Annotated in this window: 18 protein-coding genes; 10 read left to right on the forward strand and 8 right to left on the reverse strand. The window is 59.0% G+C overall.

The genetic code is table 11. From position 1 onward, the window contains the following. Positions 1-11: 11 nt before the first annotated feature. The 3 genes from AC1DWM_RS21110 to AC1DWM_RS21120 form a co-directional block, all read right to left on the reverse strand. Positions 12-353 (reverse strand): hypothetical protein, encoded by a 342-nt coding sequence (locus tag AC1DWM_RS21110; protein ID WP_223515958.1) that lies wholly within the window; start codon positions 351-353, stop codon positions 12-14. 285 nt (positions 354-638) lie between these two features. Further along, a complete protein-coding gene (locus tag AC1DWM_RS21115) occupies positions 639-1,607 on the reverse strand; it encodes a nitrilase-related carbon-nitrogen hydrolase (RefSeq protein ID WP_477796034.1) in 969 nt (322 codons plus the stop codon). A 104-nt stretch (positions 1,608-1,711) separates the two neighbouring features. Then, positions 1,712-2,668: a GlxA family transcriptional regulator gene (locus tag AC1DWM_RS21120; protein ID WP_263288252.1), complete on the reverse strand. Its 957-nt coding sequence runs from the start codon at positions 2,666-2,668 to the stop codon at positions 1,712-1,714. 292 nt (positions 2,669-2,960) lie between these two features. Here AC1DWM_RS21120 and AC1DWM_RS21125 point away from each other — a divergent pair, with 292 nt between their 5' ends. Then, positions 2,961-3,455 carry a PaaI family thioesterase gene (locus tag AC1DWM_RS21125; RefSeq protein WP_477796035.1) on the forward strand — a complete coding sequence of 165 codons (495 nt, stop codon included), beginning with the start codon at positions 2,961-2,963 and terminating at the stop codon, positions 3,453-3,455. 27 nt (positions 3,456-3,482) lie between these two features. Here AC1DWM_RS21125 and AC1DWM_RS21130 read toward each other — a convergent pair whose 3' ends face one another. Next, on the reverse strand, positions 3,483-4,103 hold the full coding sequence (locus AC1DWM_RS21130; protein WP_477796036.1) for a cell wall hydrolase: 621 nt from the start codon (positions 4,101-4,103) through the stop codon (positions 3,483-3,485). A 139-nt stretch (positions 4,104-4,242) separates the two neighbouring features. Between AC1DWM_RS21130 and AC1DWM_RS21135 the strand changes: the two genes are divergently transcribed. Further along, positions 4,243-5,103, forward strand: a complete 861-nt coding sequence (locus tag AC1DWM_RS21135; RefSeq protein ID WP_223515970.1) for a CAP domain-containing protein — start codon at positions 4,243-4,245, stop codon at positions 5,101-5,103. Between the two features lie 22 nt (positions 5,104-5,125). On the opposite strand, the gene AC1DWM_RS21140 is transcribed toward AC1DWM_RS21135, so the two are convergent. Next, positions 5,126-5,362, reverse strand: a complete 237-nt coding sequence (locus tag AC1DWM_RS21140; protein WP_223515973.1) for a phage GP46 family protein — start codon at positions 5,360-5,362, stop codon at positions 5,126-5,128. Between the two features lie 202 nt (positions 5,363-5,564). On the opposite strand from AC1DWM_RS21140, the gene AC1DWM_RS21145 reads away from it, so the two are divergent. Together AC1DWM_RS21145 and yghX are read left to right on the forward strand one after the other, a co-directional pair. Next, entirely contained in the window at positions 5,565-7,328 is a 1,764-nt protein-coding gene (locus AC1DWM_RS21145; RefSeq protein WP_477796037.1) for an L-lactate permease, read from the forward strand. Between the two features lie 102 nt (positions 7,329-7,430). After that, positions 7,431-8,318 carry a YghX family hydrolase gene (gene yghX, locus AC1DWM_RS21150; RefSeq protein WP_223515979.1) on the forward strand — a complete coding sequence of 296 codons (888 nt, stop codon included), beginning with the start codon at positions 7,431-7,433 and terminating at the stop codon, positions 8,316-8,318. A gap of 47 nt (positions 8,319-8,365) precedes the next feature. Here yghX and AC1DWM_RS21155 read toward each other — a convergent pair whose 3' ends face one another. Both AC1DWM_RS21155 and AC1DWM_RS21160 read right to left on the reverse strand, forming a co-directional pair. Next, entirely contained in the window at positions 8,366-8,509 is a 144-nt protein-coding gene (locus AC1DWM_RS21155; protein ID WP_223515981.1) for a hypothetical protein, read from the reverse strand. Between the two features lie 8 nt (positions 8,510-8,517). Beyond that, positions 8,518-9,306 carry a DeoR/GlpR family DNA-binding transcription regulator gene (locus AC1DWM_RS21160; protein ID WP_477796038.1) on the reverse strand — a complete coding sequence of 263 codons (789 nt, stop codon included), beginning with the start codon at positions 9,304-9,306 and terminating at the stop codon, positions 8,518-8,520. A 112-nt stretch (positions 9,307-9,418) separates the two neighbouring features. Here AC1DWM_RS21160 and AC1DWM_RS21165 point away from each other — a divergent pair, with 112 nt between their 5' ends. The 3 genes from AC1DWM_RS21165 (at position 9,419) to AC1DWM_RS21175 (ending at position 11,404) form a co-directional block, all read left to right on the forward strand. Next, positions 9,419-10,297 carry a serine hydrolase domain-containing protein gene (locus AC1DWM_RS21165; protein ID WP_223515987.1) on the forward strand — a complete coding sequence of 293 codons (879 nt, stop codon included), beginning with the start codon at positions 9,419-9,421 and terminating at the stop codon, positions 10,295-10,297. A 118-nt stretch (positions 10,298-10,415) separates the two neighbouring features. Further along, complete coding sequence (locus AC1DWM_RS21170) at positions 10,416-11,222, forward strand: DUF2092 domain-containing protein (RefSeq protein ID WP_223515990.1); 807 nt, start codon at positions 10,416-10,418, stop codon at positions 11,220-11,222. Beyond that, a complete protein-coding gene (locus AC1DWM_RS21175; protein WP_223515993.1) occupies positions 11,219-11,404 on the forward strand; it encodes a hypothetical protein in 186 nt (61 codons plus the stop codon). The genes AC1DWM_RS21170 and AC1DWM_RS21175 overlap by 4 nt, the downstream gene beginning before the upstream one ends. Positions 11,405-11,435: 31 nt before the next feature. Here the strand turns inward: AC1DWM_RS21175 and AC1DWM_RS21180 are convergent, their stop codons facing one another. Continuing rightward, positions 11,436-12,104 carry an ATPase gene (locus AC1DWM_RS21180; RefSeq protein ID WP_477796039.1) on the reverse strand — a complete coding sequence of 223 codons (669 nt, stop codon included), beginning with the start codon at positions 12,102-12,104 and terminating at the stop codon, positions 11,436-11,438. A 173-nt stretch (positions 12,105-12,277) separates the two neighbouring features. On the opposite strand from AC1DWM_RS21180, the gene AC1DWM_RS21185 reads away from it, so the two are divergent. The 3 genes from AC1DWM_RS21185 to AC1DWM_RS21195 all read left to right on the forward strand — a co-directional run bounded on the left by AC1DWM_RS21185 (position 12,278) and on the right by AC1DWM_RS21195 (position 14,367). Further along, the gene (locus AC1DWM_RS21185; protein ID WP_223515999.1) at positions 12,278-12,772 is read left to right on the forward strand and encodes a hypothetical protein; all 495 of its coding nucleotides are present in this window, start codon (positions 12,278-12,280) and stop codon (positions 12,770-12,772) included. A gap of 384 nt (positions 12,773-13,156) precedes the next feature. After that, entirely contained in the window at positions 13,157-13,405 is a 249-nt protein-coding gene (locus AC1DWM_RS21190; protein ID WP_477796040.1) for a hypothetical protein, read from the forward strand. 221 nt (positions 13,406-13,626) lie between these two features. Further along, the gene (locus AC1DWM_RS21195; protein ID WP_477796041.1) at positions 13,627-14,367 is read left to right on the forward strand and encodes a hypothetical protein; all 741 of its coding nucleotides are present in this window, start codon (positions 13,627-13,629) and stop codon (positions 14,365-14,367) included. The last annotated feature ends 4 nt before the right edge of the window (positions 14,368-14,371 follow it).

Genomic DNA, 14,371 nt, shown 5'->3' on the forward strand with positions numbered 1-14,371 from the left:
TGGAACAGGAATCAGGCGCGAGGGGGGCGCCATACCCCGGACGGGGTCTGGACAGGCATCACGTCCGCGAAGAACGTGGCTACCACAGGGCTGAACAGGTTGACAGGAGGTTTGATGATCGAGACTTGCAGCATGCCACCGGTTTTGCATTCCTGACCGGGCTTGCAAGGTTTGCCATGGTCGGGCGCGGTGCTCATGTCCTGGCAGCAGTCCTGATCCATGTCACCCATCATCGCCATGCCCATGGTTTTCATCGGGCAAGGTTCTGCGGGTGCTGAAACGCCCGCCATCCCACTCAAGGGAAGCGCGAGGCTGATCAGGAAAATCAGGCAAAACCGCAGATAGCGTTTCATGGGGCTGGAGTCTAGCGGAGGTAACGGCGCTTTCAAATACCGGACAGCAAAATGAAGTGCCAACGCAACCTGTAGCAGCTGGCGAAGCCTGCGTTCGGCTGCGAAGCAGTCGTGAGACCTGAGTTTGCGGCTTTCCTGAAACACCGCATCGTCTGATTTCACGACTGCTGCGCAGTCGAACGCAGGCTTCGCCAGCTGCTACAAGAATTGCGTTACCGCAGAAATTTCTTAACTGACCGGGGCTTCTCACTTTCGGAGCCCTGGCACGCCAAAACGTTTACTTGATCAAACCTCTTCCGCTTGCGCAGCGACGGCCAGTTTCGGCTGAGCATTGCGCTCATGAACATGGCGATGGGGCGTGCGGTCGATGTTCAAACTCAGAATCTCCGGACGGCTGTAGTGGCCACGGCCGTCCATTTGGCGCTTGCGGATCTCGATCTCGAACAAGTCGATGTCAGCAATCACTTCGCCTTCGCCTTCGGTCAGCGCACCGACCACTTCACCTTGTGGGTCGATGATCGCGGTGTAGCAACCGCCGGAAATCGGACCGATCTCGCAACCGGTATCGGCCATGATTTGGGCTTGCTGTTCCGGGTACAACCAGGCGGTCGAGTTGACCACGAAGCACGCCGATTCCAGCGCATGCATGCGGATGCTGACTTCCATTTGACGGGTGAACCGTTCGCCGGCAAACGAGCCGGGGTACATCGAGGCGTGAATCTGTTCACCGTCTTCGATCAAGGCATACCGCGCCAGCGGGTTGTAATGTTCCCAGCAAGCCAGTTGACCGATGCGCCCTACCGCGCTGTCGGTGGCGCGCAGGCCGGAGCCATCGCCCATGCCCCAGATCATGCGTTCGTGATAGGTCGGCGAGATCTTGCGACGCGCCTGAATCAGCGTGCCGTCGGCATCAAACAGCAGTTGCGTGTTGTACAGCGTGCTGCCATCGCGCTCATTGACACCGATGGACACCACCATGTTGGCTTCCTTGGCGGCTTTGCCGATTTCATCGGTGGTCGCCGAAGGCACCACCACGGCCTGATCCAGCAACTTGTAGTGCTCGGAACCCATTTTGAAAGGCGCCTGCACAAAGGAGAAATACGGGTAATACGGTACGACGGTTTCCGGGAAAACGGCGAACTGCACACCCTTCTCGCCGAGTTCGCGAATCTTGTTAACGACCTTTTCTACCGTGCCCTCACGGCTGTAGAGCACGGGTGCAATTTGGACGGCAGCGGCTTTGACGATGGTCATGGCGGTAATCTCACTGAGGGATTGGGCTTCAACGAGAACAAGATTACGACAATCATATTTTGTCTTAAATGTCGAATACACCACCTTTCAGGACATACCGGACATCACACTCGATTAGCCCGCTGAATCACCTGCGGCGGTTGCCCGAACGCACGGATAAAGGCCCGACGCATGCGCTCCCGGTCGCCAAAACCGGTTTCGGTCGCCACCACATCGATAGCATGTCGACCGGTTTCCATCATCAGTCGCGCGGCTTCCACCCTCAGGTTTTCGATGGCTTTGGCCGGCGATTGACCGGTTTCGGCGTGGAACACCCGACTGAATTGCCGGGGACTCAGATGGGCGGCGCGGGCCAACTCCTCCACCGACAACGCGGACTTCAGATGCTGTTTGGCGTAGGTCAACGCCGCCTGGATGCGGTCGGTCTTCGGTTCGAGTTCCAACATCACCGAAAACTGCGACTGACCACCCGCGCGGCGGTGGTACACCACCAATTGCCGGGCCACCGTGCGCGCCACGTCGGCACCGAGGTCCTTTTCCACCAGCGCCAGGGCCAGGTCGACACACGCGCTCATGCCGGCGGCGGTCCAGAGATTGCCGTCGTTGATGAAGATGCGGTCCTCTTCGACCAGCACCTTTGGAAACGCTCGCTGCAAGGCCGGCGCATGACACCAATGAGTGGTCGCCCGCCGACCATCCAGCAAACCCGCTTCGGCCAGTGCAATCGCCCCGGTACAGATCGAACCCAGACGCCGCGTGGACGCGCTGGCACGGCGCAAAAACGCAACCATGCCCGGCGACGTTGGCCGGACCAGGTTGTCGCCCATCACCAGCAGCGTATCGAACGCGCGCTGATCGAATGCGCGGGTTTCCACACCGAAACCGGCGGAAGTCTGCACCATGCCACCCTGCTCGGACAGCAGCGAAAGGCTGTACACCGGCTCGTCGGCGCTGTTGTTGGCCAATTCGAAGGTAGCGCACATGGCGAGGCCGAGAACCTGGAAGCCGGGGTAAACGATGAGTCCGATGTTGAGCACGGCAGTTGTCCGTAAACGTGGCATGACAAGTTTCAAGCCATTCGAGCAGGACTTTACTCTGCTGTGGACTGCACCGGTAATGAAAAAAAGTACCTGGCTGGACTAATGGCGATCTTTAAGGCAAGGCGCAAAACCTGTGGGAGCGAGCCTGCTCGCGATGGCGGACTGTCAGGCAACGCAATGTTGACTGTGCCACCGCCATCGCGAGCAGGCTCACTCCCACAGGGATTGCGGCACTCCCCGAATGGCGCAATGGACTTCACCTCGTTCCGGCGTTTTAATCTCAGCGGACTTCAAAGCACCACAAGGGACAACCATGCTCGACATTTCCATGCAGGACAGCGCAGCCCCAGAGGGCGTGTGTTACGGCTGCGGCAGCCGCAACCCTCACGGGCTACACGTCAAAAGCCACTGGCATGCCGATGGCATCCACGTCGTCGCCGAGCATCTGCCCGACGCCAAATACTGCGGCTGGCCAGATCTGGTGTACGGCGGATTGATTGCGATGTTGGTGGATTGCCACTCGAACTGGACCGCCATGGCTTACCACTACCGGGCAGAAAACCGCGAGCCGGGATCACTGCCGCGCATCGACTGCGTCACCGGCAACCTGGGCATCAAGTTCATCAAGCCGACGCCGATGGGCGTTGCGCTGACCTTGCGCGCCAAGGTCGAGGGCGATGTCGGGCGCAAAAGCCGGGTCATTTGCGAGGTGTACGCCGACGGCGTGCTCACGGCAGTGGGGGACTCGGTGTTTGTTCGGGTCGATACCGGGCAACTGGCCGCTGCCGCGCATGGTCGTGAGGTGTAAGGGTTTTATAGCTGAGAGTTGGGCGACCTACTTCGCCGACCCATCGTGCGGCTTGTAGAACACAAACAAGCCGATACTCGCCGTTTTGATGTACTTCCTGGCCCAGACAGGCTTCACCGTCTTGTCATGGAAGTACATCGCGCCACCGGTGCGATCCGGCAGCTGCTTGTTCAGTGCCTTGCGCGCGATTTCCTTGGCCAACTCATATTGGGTTTCTTCCTGGACCGTGTCCGGGCGCCCGTCGCACCACCAGGAAAACTGGCAGCTTTTGGTTTCGGAGCCTTGCTTGACCACCCCGCACACGGTGTCAGGAAAACCTTCGTGGCCGAGACGGTTCATCACCACGTTGGCCACCGCTTCCATATCAGCCATGTTCTCGCCTTTGGCTTCCCAGTAAATGGAGCGGGCCATGCAAGTAATCGCATCGTCCAATGGAGACTTGCCGGCCGGGTCGACAGCCTGGACTTCGGACGGGGTGATGGCCTGGGACTTGGGCACTGAGACGTTGCTGCCCTTCTCGGCCGCCTTCTGTTCAAGCACCTGCGCCTTGTCTTCCGCCACGTCCTGCTTTTGTTGTTGATCGTCCGCAATAGCCTGACCGGTGAGCAGTGAAACGGCGAGGTACGCGGCGATCCATTTGACGGGCATGGCGCAAACACTCTGGGAGGCGTCGGTTCAGTTTAGTAGCCAAATCATGTCAGCTACTGAGTCACAAACTGCAAAAAGCCATTGCCTTGTACGGGGGGAGTTCGCGCATCATGGGCTCAGTCCGTCCAAGGGGGTTTTCATGCACGTCTTATCATCCGCTATGCGCTTAGCAGGGTTGTCGCTGGGTTTGGTGCTTGCCACTACGGCCATGGCGTCCGAAGAAACGCAGCTGACCGACTCGATCAACGCCTTTCGCAGCCTGGCGCAGCGTTGCGCCGGTCAGGTCTCGCCGGAGTTGCCACCGCTGAACAGCGATCCGCGTCTGGTATTGCCGGCCAGCGGACCGGTCGATTTGCAGCAGGCCATGGTGCGTGCGTCGTATCCGATGTTCAATGTGCAAGCGATTACCTTGACCGGCCCGCGTGATGCGCAAGCGGCGATGATGGCGGTGCAGGAAAGCTTCTGCCAGGTCGTGCTGGACCCTAAATTCATCGACATCGGTGTCAGCCGCCAAGGCAGCGATTGGCGTATTGTGCTCGCCCGTCCCCTGTTACCCGCGCGCCAGGGCGATGCCGCCGCCGAAGGCCAGAAGCTGTTGGTCGAGCTCAACGCCGCGCGCACCCAACCCCGTCAGTGCGGCGGCCAGGCGTTTGCCGCGACCACACCGCTGGCGTGGAACGCCTTATTGGCGTCAGCCGCCGAAACCCACTCCCGGGCAATGGCCAACGGCAATTACTTTGATCACAAGGACCGCGACGGCCACATGCCCGGTGACCGCGCGGAACTGGCGGGTTACAACTTTCAGCAGATCGGCGAGAACATTGCCGCCGGGCAAGACACCGTGCACAAGGTGGTTAACGGCTGGCTGGCCAGCCCAGGTCATTGCGCCAACCTGATGAATCCACAGTTCCGTGAGCTCGGCGCCGCTTACGCGGTGGACCCGAAGAGCGATGCGGGGATTTACTGGACGGCCATGTTCGGTACGCAGTTAGGACAATGATCAGAGCGGTGATAAGCCGCTCTCACAGCGTTTGCTGACTGTTGCCGACGGTTTTGGCTTTTTCGATGGCCCACGCCATCGCTGCCTCGAAGTCCAGCCGATGCGGGGACGGATGGTGGTCCTCTTCAATCACCGAGCCGTCCGGCCGGTACACACCGATCAGCATTTCCAGGGAGCCGTCTTTCAGTATTTCGGCTGTGACCTTGATCGAGCATCCGTTGGAAAGCGTCTCCTTGTGTTCCTCATGGCGTTCAGTCATCGCTGTCTCCCTCTCGTGGTGCATGGGGGCGGGTCAGTTATCCTCTCTCAGCGTAGTAGAAGTTCGCCCGGGATCTCGCTGACCAAGTCACCTTTCAATGATGACGAACCTCCCCGAGTCAGCGGCGTAATGCCACCTATACTCCTTTCCACCAACCCCGCCCGGGGCCTGCACTACCGACAATAAAAAGCAGAGGTGGAACATGGTTTGGCAACAAGTCTACGATCCCTTCGGTAATCCGGTCATTTCAACCCTCATGGCAGCCGTGCCGGTAGTGGTGATGCTGGCCTCCCTGGCGTTTTTCCACATCAAGGCGCACATGGCGGCGTTGCTCGCACTGGCGTCTGCCTTGCTGATCGCGATCCTGGCTTTCGGCATGCCGGCGAACATGGCCGGCTCGGCGGCGTTATTCGGCGCTGCCAACGGCTTGCTGCCGATTGGCTGGATCGTGCTCAACATCATCTTCCTGCACCGACTGACCACCGAGAACGGCTCGTTCAAAGTGCTGCAGGATTCCCTGGCGCGCATCACCGACGACCGACGTTTGCAATTGCTGCTCATCGCCTTCTGTTTCGGCGCGTTTTTTGAAGGCGCGGCCGGCTTCGGTACGCCGGTGGCGGTGACCGGTGCGATCCTGATCGGGCTCGGCTTCTCGCCTTTGGCTGCCTCCGGCCTGGCCTTGATCGCCAATACCGCGCCGGTTGCGTTTGGCGCACTGGGTACACCGATCATTACCCTGGCCAAAGTGACCGGGCTGGATGAAATGGAGCTGTCGATGATGGTCGGTCGCCAGCTGCCATTTTTCTCGGTACTCGTGCCGTTTTGGTTGATCTGGGCCTTCGCCGGCTGGCGCAAAATGCTGGAAATCTGGCCGGCGATCCTCGTGGCCGGGGTCAGTTTCGCGGTACCGCAATTCCTGGTGTCCAACTACCACGGCCCGATGCTCGTGGACGTGATCGCCGCGCTGATTTCCATGGCCTGCCTGACAGGTTTCCTCAGGGTCTGGAAACCCGCCACGGTGCACACCTCGGCCGCCTTGTCCGGACGCGTCGACCACTCGAAGATCGACGCCGAACATGAGCAGGCACCGACGGCGAGCGCGACCTTTTCCAATGAAGCCAAACCGGCGGTAATGCGCGCGTGGATGCCGTGGATCATCCTCACGGTCTTCGTCTTCGCCTGGGGCACACAGAGCTTCAAAAACTTGTTCGATACCCGCCCGGCGATCGATCCGGCTACCAGCTCGGCCAAGCTCGACCCGCAAGGCAAACCGATGCGCGAAGCGAACCCGATCTTCGCCCCGATCGTGACCTTTACCACCCTGCACCAGCAGGTTGAAAAAGTACCGCCGGTGGTGCCTGCGCCTAAAACCGAGGACGCGATCTACAAGTTCACCTGGTTCACCGCCACCGGCAGCGGCATCCTGCTGTCAGCCATCCTCGGCGGGCTGCTGATGGGCTACTCGATTCCGCAACTGATACACCAATACTTGCGAACGCTGTGGGTGGTGCGCTACTCGTTGATCACCATTGTGGCGATGCTGGCCTTGGGTTACCTCACGCGCTACTCGGGACTGGACGCCACCATGGGCCTGGCCTTCGCCGCGACCGGTATTTTCTATCCCATGTTCGGCACCCTCCTCGGCTGGCTCGGCGTGGCCTTGACCGGCTCCGACACGGCCTCCAACGTGCTGTTCGGCGGCTTGCAACGGGTGACCGCTGAACAACTGGGGATCAGCCCGGTGCTGATGGCGGCGGCGAACAGTTCTGGCGGGGTCATGGGCAAAATGGTCGACGCGCAGTCGATTGTGGTGGCGTCCACGGCGACGCGCTGGTACGGGCATGAAGGGGAAATTCTGCGGTATGTGTTCTTCCACTCGATTGTGCTGGCGATTCTGGTCGGCGGGTTGGTGACGTTGCAGGCGTATGTGGCGCCGTTCAGTCACATGGTGGTGGGTGGGCATTAGTCCGCACGTCCCCCTGTTTGCCACAACCCGGACGAACTGTCCGGGTTGTGCGCCAAACGCTGCTTTACTGGATTAAATCCTGATCAAACGGGAAGCGCCCCGATGGAACGTCTCACCGCCAAAGATTTCGCCCCCGAACTGCTCGAACTCTACGATTACTACGTCCATGGCAAGATCAACCGCCGAGAGTTTCTTGATCGCGCAGCGTTGTTCGCCCTGGGCGGTTTGACTGCCAGCGCACTGCTCGCGTCCCTGAGCCCCAACTATGCGCTCGCCGAACAAGTGGAATTCACCGACCCGGACATCATCGCCGAGTACATCACCTACCCCTCACCCAAGGGCCACGGCAATGTGCGCGGCTATCTGGTGCGCCCGGCCAAAGCTACCGGCAAAGTGCCGGCTGTGGTGGTGGTGCATGAAAACCGCGGGCTTAATCCTTACATCGAAGACGTCGCCCGACGCGTCGCCAAAGCCGGGTTCATTGCGCTCGCCCCCGACGGTCTGAGTTCGGTCGGCGGCTACCCAGGCAACGATGATAAGGGCCGCGAGCTACAGGCGAAGGTCGATCCGGAAAAGCTCATGAATGATTTTTTCGCCGCCATCGAGTGGCTATCGAAAAACGACGCGACCACAGGAAAAGTCGGCATCACCGGCTTCTGCTATGGCGGGGGTGTCTCCAACGCGGCGGCCGTGGCCTATCCGGAACTGGCGGCGGCCGTGCCTTTTTATGGCCGCCAGCCAAAAGCTGAAGATGTGGCCAGAATCCAGGCGCCATTGCTGCTGCATTACGGCGAGCTGGACAAGGGCATCAATGATGGATGGCCAGCGTACGAATCCGCGTTGAAAGCAGCCGGCAAAACCTATGAGGCCTATATTTATCCAGGTTGCAATCATGGTTTCCATAACGACTCGACGCCTCGCTACGATGAGGCCGCTGCCAAACTGGCGTGGGACCGTACGATCGCGTGGTTTCGCAAGTATCTGGTTTAGGGGGCGTGCTGTAAGCGCAGGCAGCAGGTATCAATTCCTTCGATCATTCACATCACGAAGCCGAATTTTTTATTTTCCTCCGACGTATTCAAGATGGCGACATCTCGAATACGTCGGACGACATCTTCATGAACCTGAATTTTGCCTTTGCCTGCTTCATCGTTGTGTCGTTTGCGATTGCGCTGGGACATGGTTGAGCTCAGGCGTCTACCTGAACCACCTCAATACCCAACCGCTGATAATCCTCAACGTTGCCCGACGCCACCTGTTGCTCGGTGATCAGCGTGTGGATGCGATTGCACGGTGCGACAACGAACGGCTCCACCGCGCCCAGTTTGTCCGCCGTGGTCACGGCCACCACGTGCGACGCGCTGTCGATCATCGCCAGTTTTACTGGCACCTCATCGAAATGCAGCGAGCTGATGCCGACTTCCGGGTGAATCGCACAGATACCGGTGAACAGCAGATCAGCCTTGATGCCCTCGATCAGCCGAAGGGTTTCATGCCCGCTGGCCGACATCGTCGCGCGATTGAGTTGCCCACCGGCAAGGATCACTTTGATGCCTGTGTATTCGGCCAAGGCAATAGCGATCATTGGCGACGCAGTAATGGCCGTGATGGCAATGTCCGAGGGCAGCGACCGCGCGATCTGCAGCGTTGTGCTGCCTGAATCGAACATCACAATCTGGCCATCCTGCACCCGGCGCGCGGCAAGTTGGGCCAGCTGCGTTTTTACCTCATCGGTTTCACTGACCCGGGTGAAGAAATCCTTGCCCGTGTCTTTAGGTCGCGGCAACGCACCGCCATGCACCCGTTGCACCAACCCTGCGGTCGCGAGTTCGGACAGGTCGCGGCGAATGGTGTCTTCGGAAACGGCGAAATGCTGACTCAGCTCGGAGGCCATGACCTTGCCGTCGCGCTCAAGGAGCAGGAGGATTTTTTGCCGGCGCACCGACGGTAGCTCGGCTGCGGCGTGCTGATCGTGCATGTTTTTGCCTGATATTGCGGGTTTATGCGAGATTAGCCAAGCCACCGATAAAACACAATTGAGCGTTTCTGGCACACTTCCACGGCACCTTCATCCAAAGCAGCCATCACCCATGCCATTTGCCCTTGTCTCAAACGGTTCACCGCTCACGCCTGCACAGCCTGATGTGACGGTTCCCTGGTGGAGTTTTACCAAGACCGTGCTCTGCGCCGCCGCCCTGTCGCTGGTGCGTGATGGCCTGGTCGATCTGGACGATACTCTGCCGGAAGGACCGTTCACCCTGCGCCAAGTGCTGCGGCATGAAGCCGGCTTGGCGGATTATGGCGAGCTGGCGGAGTACCACACCGCCGTGGCGCGCAACGAAACGCCGTGGCCCGCTGATGACATGTTGCGACGCCTGGAGGCGACCCGATTGCGCTACGCACCCGGCGACGGCTGGCGGTATTCGAACGTGGGTTACCTGTACGTGGCCAGGTTCATCGAGCGCYTGACCGGTCTGGCGCTGGAAGAGGCGCTGACCCGACTGGTTTTTTCACCCCTCGGTTTGTCACGTGTGCGCCTGGCCACGACGCGAACCGATCTGAAGGGCGTGACCATGGGCGCTGCGCAAGCGTATGACCCGGGCTGGGTGTATCACGGCCTGTTGGTCGGCCCGCTGAATGAAGCCGCGCTTTGTCTGGATCGTCTACTGGCCGGCCAGACCTTGCCGTCATCGTTACTGCGGGAGATGCAAACGGCCCGCGTGCTCGGCGGGCCGATGGCCGGGCGACCCTGGGTTGCGCCTGGCTATGCCCTGGGCCTGATGCAAGGCGCGGTCGAGGGCGGGCTGGTCTTGAGCGGGCACACCGGCGGCGGGCCGGGCAGCGTGATCGCGGTCTACCGCTGCACGAAAGGCGACGACTCCGCGAGTTGCGCGGTTTTTGCCGAAGGTGGCGCCGATGGGGCTGTTGAAGCAGAGGCTGTCAGTCACTTGGTGAATTGCCTTAAATGACTCGGACCTATGCGCTAAAAAATCAGCTCGGATGAGTGGTCATTCATTGCGTGTGTGATGGGACTAACGTTGTAAGTCCACACCGGGCAATCCGGTATTCTCACAGCGGTGAACTTCCATGGACAAGATCGCCCGACAGTTAATCGACTCTTCGACAATCCGCTTCGCTGGCGCCGGATTGGCATTAATAGTGGGATTGAGCATTCCGAACGCCGCCCATGCCGATGAGGCGTACGCAAAAAATTTACTCAAGAGCATGTCCGACTACCTGACCGCGCAAAAAAACATATCGTTCAACTACGACACAAACTTTGAAGTCATCACCAAAGAAAAACAGAACCTTGCGCTGGCCGCTTCCGGCACGACAGTCATCAGCCGCCCCGACAAGATACGCAACATGCGCGCGGGTGGCTTTGTCGACATGGAAGTGCTGTTCGACGGCACCACCCTGACCTTGTTCGGCAAAAACACCAACACGTACACGCAAGTGGCTGTGCCCGGCACACTTGATCATTTGATTGATGAACTAAGGGAAAAATACGACCGACCGGTGCCTGGCGCCGACCTGTTCGTGTCCAACCCTCAAGAGTCGTTGATGAACGGCGTGACCAACATAAAGGACTTGGGCAGTGGCGTCATTGGAGGCGTCGAATGCGATCACCTGGCCTTCAGAAGCAAAGCCGTGGATTGGCAGATCTGGATCGCCCAAGGCGAGCGTCCTTACCCTTGCCGCTATGTCATCACCTCAAAACAGGTCGCGGGCGGGCCGCAATACAGCATTCAGTTTAGTAACTGGAAGACTGGTGATGAGGTCGCCGCCGACGATTTCACCTTTAACAACTCGACGAATGCGCAGAAAATCGACTTGAAAGACCTCCCCGGCGATACGTTGCCAAAGAACTTTGTGCGAGGACCTGGCAAATGAACCTTTTGATAAAAACAGGCGGTTTGCTACTGGGCGGCTTCGTGCTGATCGCAGCGCTTGAACTCGGTGAAACCCTGTCGATCCCGGGCGTACACAGCGTTATATCCCAGGCCGAAGCGGTTGTCGGACGCCCTCTCACCCCGGTCAGCGTGGCCGGGGTGGCGCGGCGTAGCAATCGGTGATGACAACCCAGGCTTGAACGCGGGAGCTGCGTCAGTTACTGGCAACGTGCGCCACACTGTCCGACTTCACCAACGCCTTCAGCGAAGCATCAAATTGCTTCAGCGCGCTCACTTGCAACTCGGTTTGCTGGTCGATTTGCGCAGCAATTTCCGGCGCTGCTTTGCCATGCACCCAGACCGAAGGCATTTGCTGTGCGCGTGAGCCTTCGGCCTGGCCGATGTACTGCCGGTTTGCATCGTAGAACTTGGCCATGAAGCGCGCTTCGACCTGATTATTGCGCTTGGACACCAGACGGCTGTAGGTATCCAGCATCACCACCACGTCGGGATGGGCTTGCACCAGTGCGTCGAGGTTGTCGTAGACGGTCACCGAGCCGAACTCTTTTTGCAGCGAGCCCTTGAGCCAGTTGATCGCAAGCTTCGGATCGGAGCTGTTGACGAACGCGTTGCTGATGCGCGAATCCAGCTGAGGATTCTTCGCGCCGTTCACCGCTACCGCATGGTACTGCTCAAGGTATTGGAGGGTGTTGAGGGTATTTTCGCTGTAGAGCACGCCCACCGATTGGGCATGCTGCAGGCTGGTTGCGCTGTCAGCGATCGGTAGGAAATGGCAAGACGGGTCAGCCGCGTAAGCCGGCACAGTCGCGGCGACGCTGCCGGTGAATACGGCGATAAAAGCCACCAAGGTAGACATTCTCATCGCGCAGGTTCCTTCAAGGGCGAATTCGGTATGTAGCTATCCTCCTCCCTTGGCGAAAAAACAGAACTTGCGTTCCTTGATGGTAACTATTGATTAAACCAATGGTGGCGCGATGAGCCTGGGCTACGCTGTTCTGATGCCCTTGTTTCTGCCCTCACCCATGGAGCCCAAACGTGCATCGAATTTCCTCTGCCGCTATCGCCTTGACCCTGTTATTCGCCTTGACCCTGTTATTCACCTTTTCAGATTCAGCCTCTGTGGATACCCCCGCCCTGAATGAAGCCCGCACCCTCGTCGCCAAAGCCCACATGGGCAGCAATCTCCCGGCCCTTGCACTGTCGACGGCGCAGGGAACGGTCTCCTACTCGGTGATCGCCGAGAAACTGGGGGCTGACGATGCCAGGCGCATCGTGTCCGAGGAAATCACCGCATTGCTGCCCAAGTATCAGCCGGAATGGGATAAGAACCTGGCGCGGGCCTATGAAAAGTCGTTCTCTGAAGAAGAACTGTCATCGCTCGTCGCTGATGGGCCGGCCTCACCCTACGTGGAAAAAGTAAAAGCACAGCTAGCCACCGTCGGTGCAGAGATGCGCTCGACTTCAGAACCGATTGTGACGGCACTGGTGACTGAGGCGCTGAAGGCGACCATGGAAAAGCACGTGCCTTAAGGCGGATGCCCTCGTAAGCGGTCTACGCTGCTTCAGGTACGCCACTTCCCACGTGTACCCTGGAGACACCGTCATGCTGCGCACCCTGCTGACCGCTTCCTTGCTGCTTGCACTCAGCCTCCCGGCCCTGGCCGGGGTGACGCCCATTCAGGCGATTCGCGATTTCATTGCACAGTGACGCGAGTGCTGGGGAATGCGCGCCAACATTGGTTGATACACCACTGTTACGTGGCTGATTCCGACGACATCGCCGCTGTTACCTTACCGACCGTGTTGTCACTTCTGCCGGCTTCGGCAGGCCAATAGAGTAGTGCCTTCGGTGTGCAGGCACAGACTTTCGGCCTTGCTGCCCGCCGATCCCCCCATCACGGAAGAGGTGACACCATGAGTTTCGTCATTGTTGAGAAGAACCAGAGCAGCGTCCCATCGGAAGCCGATCTGAAAAAGGCCATGGTCGAGTCCGGCGGTAAACCGGGTGAAGTGACCGGCACCAATGCCAGCCGAAAAATGACCTACACCGGCCTGGTCAATCACACCGTGTTCGAGAACAAGCTGATCGAGGTCGCCAAAGGCAGACGAACCAGCTGGCACTTCAGCTGGGCTGACGCGATGGTGAGTGCGCCGGCGCACTGAGGCCACGGCGGGGCGGTCGAATGGACGCCCCGCTGCTTTATCGATTGATACAACCCCGTTACGCAGGCTGTTACCTACCGGGCCAAAACAGGGTTGATGACCCCGCTGACTGTAACGCCAAGACACTTCGCCGCCCTGCTCCGCCCGCCTACAGTGAAGCCGTCAATGAGCTTAACGGGCCATTGATTGCCCGACACACCACACCAAGGAATAGGAAAACCATGAGCAAATCAGCCGCAGTGAGCAGTAAAAGCCTGCAACTTCAAAATGAAGTGCAAGAAGCTGTCAAAGCGATCCTGGGCACTTCGACGGACTTGAAAACCACCGACTACAGCAAGGTCCTGACGTCGACCCTGGCCGCGACCCAAAAGTCAGTCACAATCGAAATCGCCGCCGATGACCTGACCCTGCTGAAGAAGTCTGGCTACAAGCTGTGCTTTGCGAAAAAGGTCGGGACCGAAGACTACAACGTGGTCTGGCAGTCCTATGTTCAATACCTGAGCAGCAACGACTTCAGCTGGACGCCGCAGTATCAGTTATTTGGCTCCAACAATTTCCAGGCGAACGTCGCGGTTAAAGTTTCGACCAACATCGTCAACATCGGCCTGGGACAAATGTCAGTGCTCGCCGACTCCGGGCTGTTGGGTCAGGCGGTCACCGGTGGCCCTGCTACCTCGATCACCCTGGACAACGAATACGGTCCGATCCACCCCGGTATCAATCAGTTGTCCACCGGCATCGATGGCAATCAGGTCAGCACCCCCATCTACGTGGCGGCAGCACAAGTGGTAACCGGCAACACCGTGTTGACCCCGGTCGAAACGGTGCTCGTCTGGTTCGAACAAAACGTACAGACCAGCACCATGTTCAGCACCTCGCGTTCCAAAGCCATCGAGATCGACTTGACCTTCTCTAACGATGCAACCCGGCTCTATGAAGCCGGTGTATGGAAAACGGTGTAACCGT

This window comes from Pseudomonas sp. P4_C8, assembly GCF_056401975.1.

Bases quoted from the DNA above. Each gene is read 5' to 3' on its own strand.
- AC1DWM_RS21110 (WP_223515958.1), bottom strand. From the start codon at position 353: ATGAAACGCTATCTGCGGTTTTGCCTGATTTTCCTGATCAGCCTCGCG.
- AC1DWM_RS21125 (WP_477796035.1), top strand. From the start codon at position 2,961: ATGCTCGACATTTCCATGCAGGACAGCGCAGCCCCAGAGGGCGTGTGT.
- yghX (WP_223515979.1), top strand. From the start codon at position 7,431: ATGGAACGTCTCACCGCCAAAGATTTCGCCCCCGAACTGCTCGAACTC.
- AC1DWM_RS21140 (WP_223515973.1), bottom strand. From the start codon at position 5,362: ATGACTGAACGCCATGAGGAACACAAGGAGACGCTTTCCAACGGATGC.
- AC1DWM_RS21160 (WP_477796038.1), bottom strand. From the start codon at position 9,306: ATGCACGATCAGCACGCCGCAGCCGAGCTACCGTCGGTGCGCCGGCAA.
- AC1DWM_RS21170 (WP_223515990.1), top strand. From the start codon at position 10,416: ATGGACAAGATCGCCCGACAGTTAATCGACTCTTCGACAATCCGCTTC.
- AC1DWM_RS21190 (WP_477796040.1), top strand. From the start codon at position 13,157: ATGAGTTTCGTCATTGTTGAGAAGAACCAGAGCAGCGTCCCATCGGAA.
- AC1DWM_RS21120 (WP_263288252.1), bottom strand. From the start codon at position 2,668: ATGCCACGTTTACGGACAACTGCCGTGCTCAACATCGGACTCATCGTT.
- AC1DWM_RS21130 (WP_477796036.1), bottom strand. From the start codon at position 4,103: ATGCCCGTCAAATGGATCGCCGCGTACCTCGCCGTTTCACTGCTCACC.
- AC1DWM_RS21115 (WP_477796034.1), bottom strand. From the start codon at position 1,607: ATGACCATCGTCAAAGCCGCTGCCGTCCAAATTGCACCCGTGCTCTAC.
- AC1DWM_RS21175 (WP_223515993.1), top strand. From the start codon at position 11,219: ATGAACCTTTTGATAAAAACAGGCGGTTTGCTACTGGGCGGCTTCGTG.
- AC1DWM_RS21155 (WP_223515981.1), bottom strand. From the start codon at position 8,509: ATGTCCCAGCGCAATCGCAAACGACACAACGATGAAGCAGGCAAAGGC.
- AC1DWM_RS21180 (WP_477796039.1), bottom strand. From the start codon at position 12,104: ATGAGAATGTCTACCTTGGTGGCTTTTATCGCCGTATTCACCGGCAGC.
- AC1DWM_RS21145 (WP_477796037.1), top strand. From the start codon at position 5,565: ATGGTTTGGCAACAAGTCTACGATCCCTTCGGTAATCCGGTCATTTCA.
- AC1DWM_RS21195 (WP_477796041.1), top strand. From the start codon at position 13,627: ATGAGCAAATCAGCCGCAGTGAGCAGTAAAAGCCTGCAACTTCAAAAT.
- AC1DWM_RS21135 (WP_223515970.1), top strand. From the start codon at position 4,243: ATGCACGTCTTATCATCCGCTATGCGCTTAGCAGGGTTGTCGCTGGGT.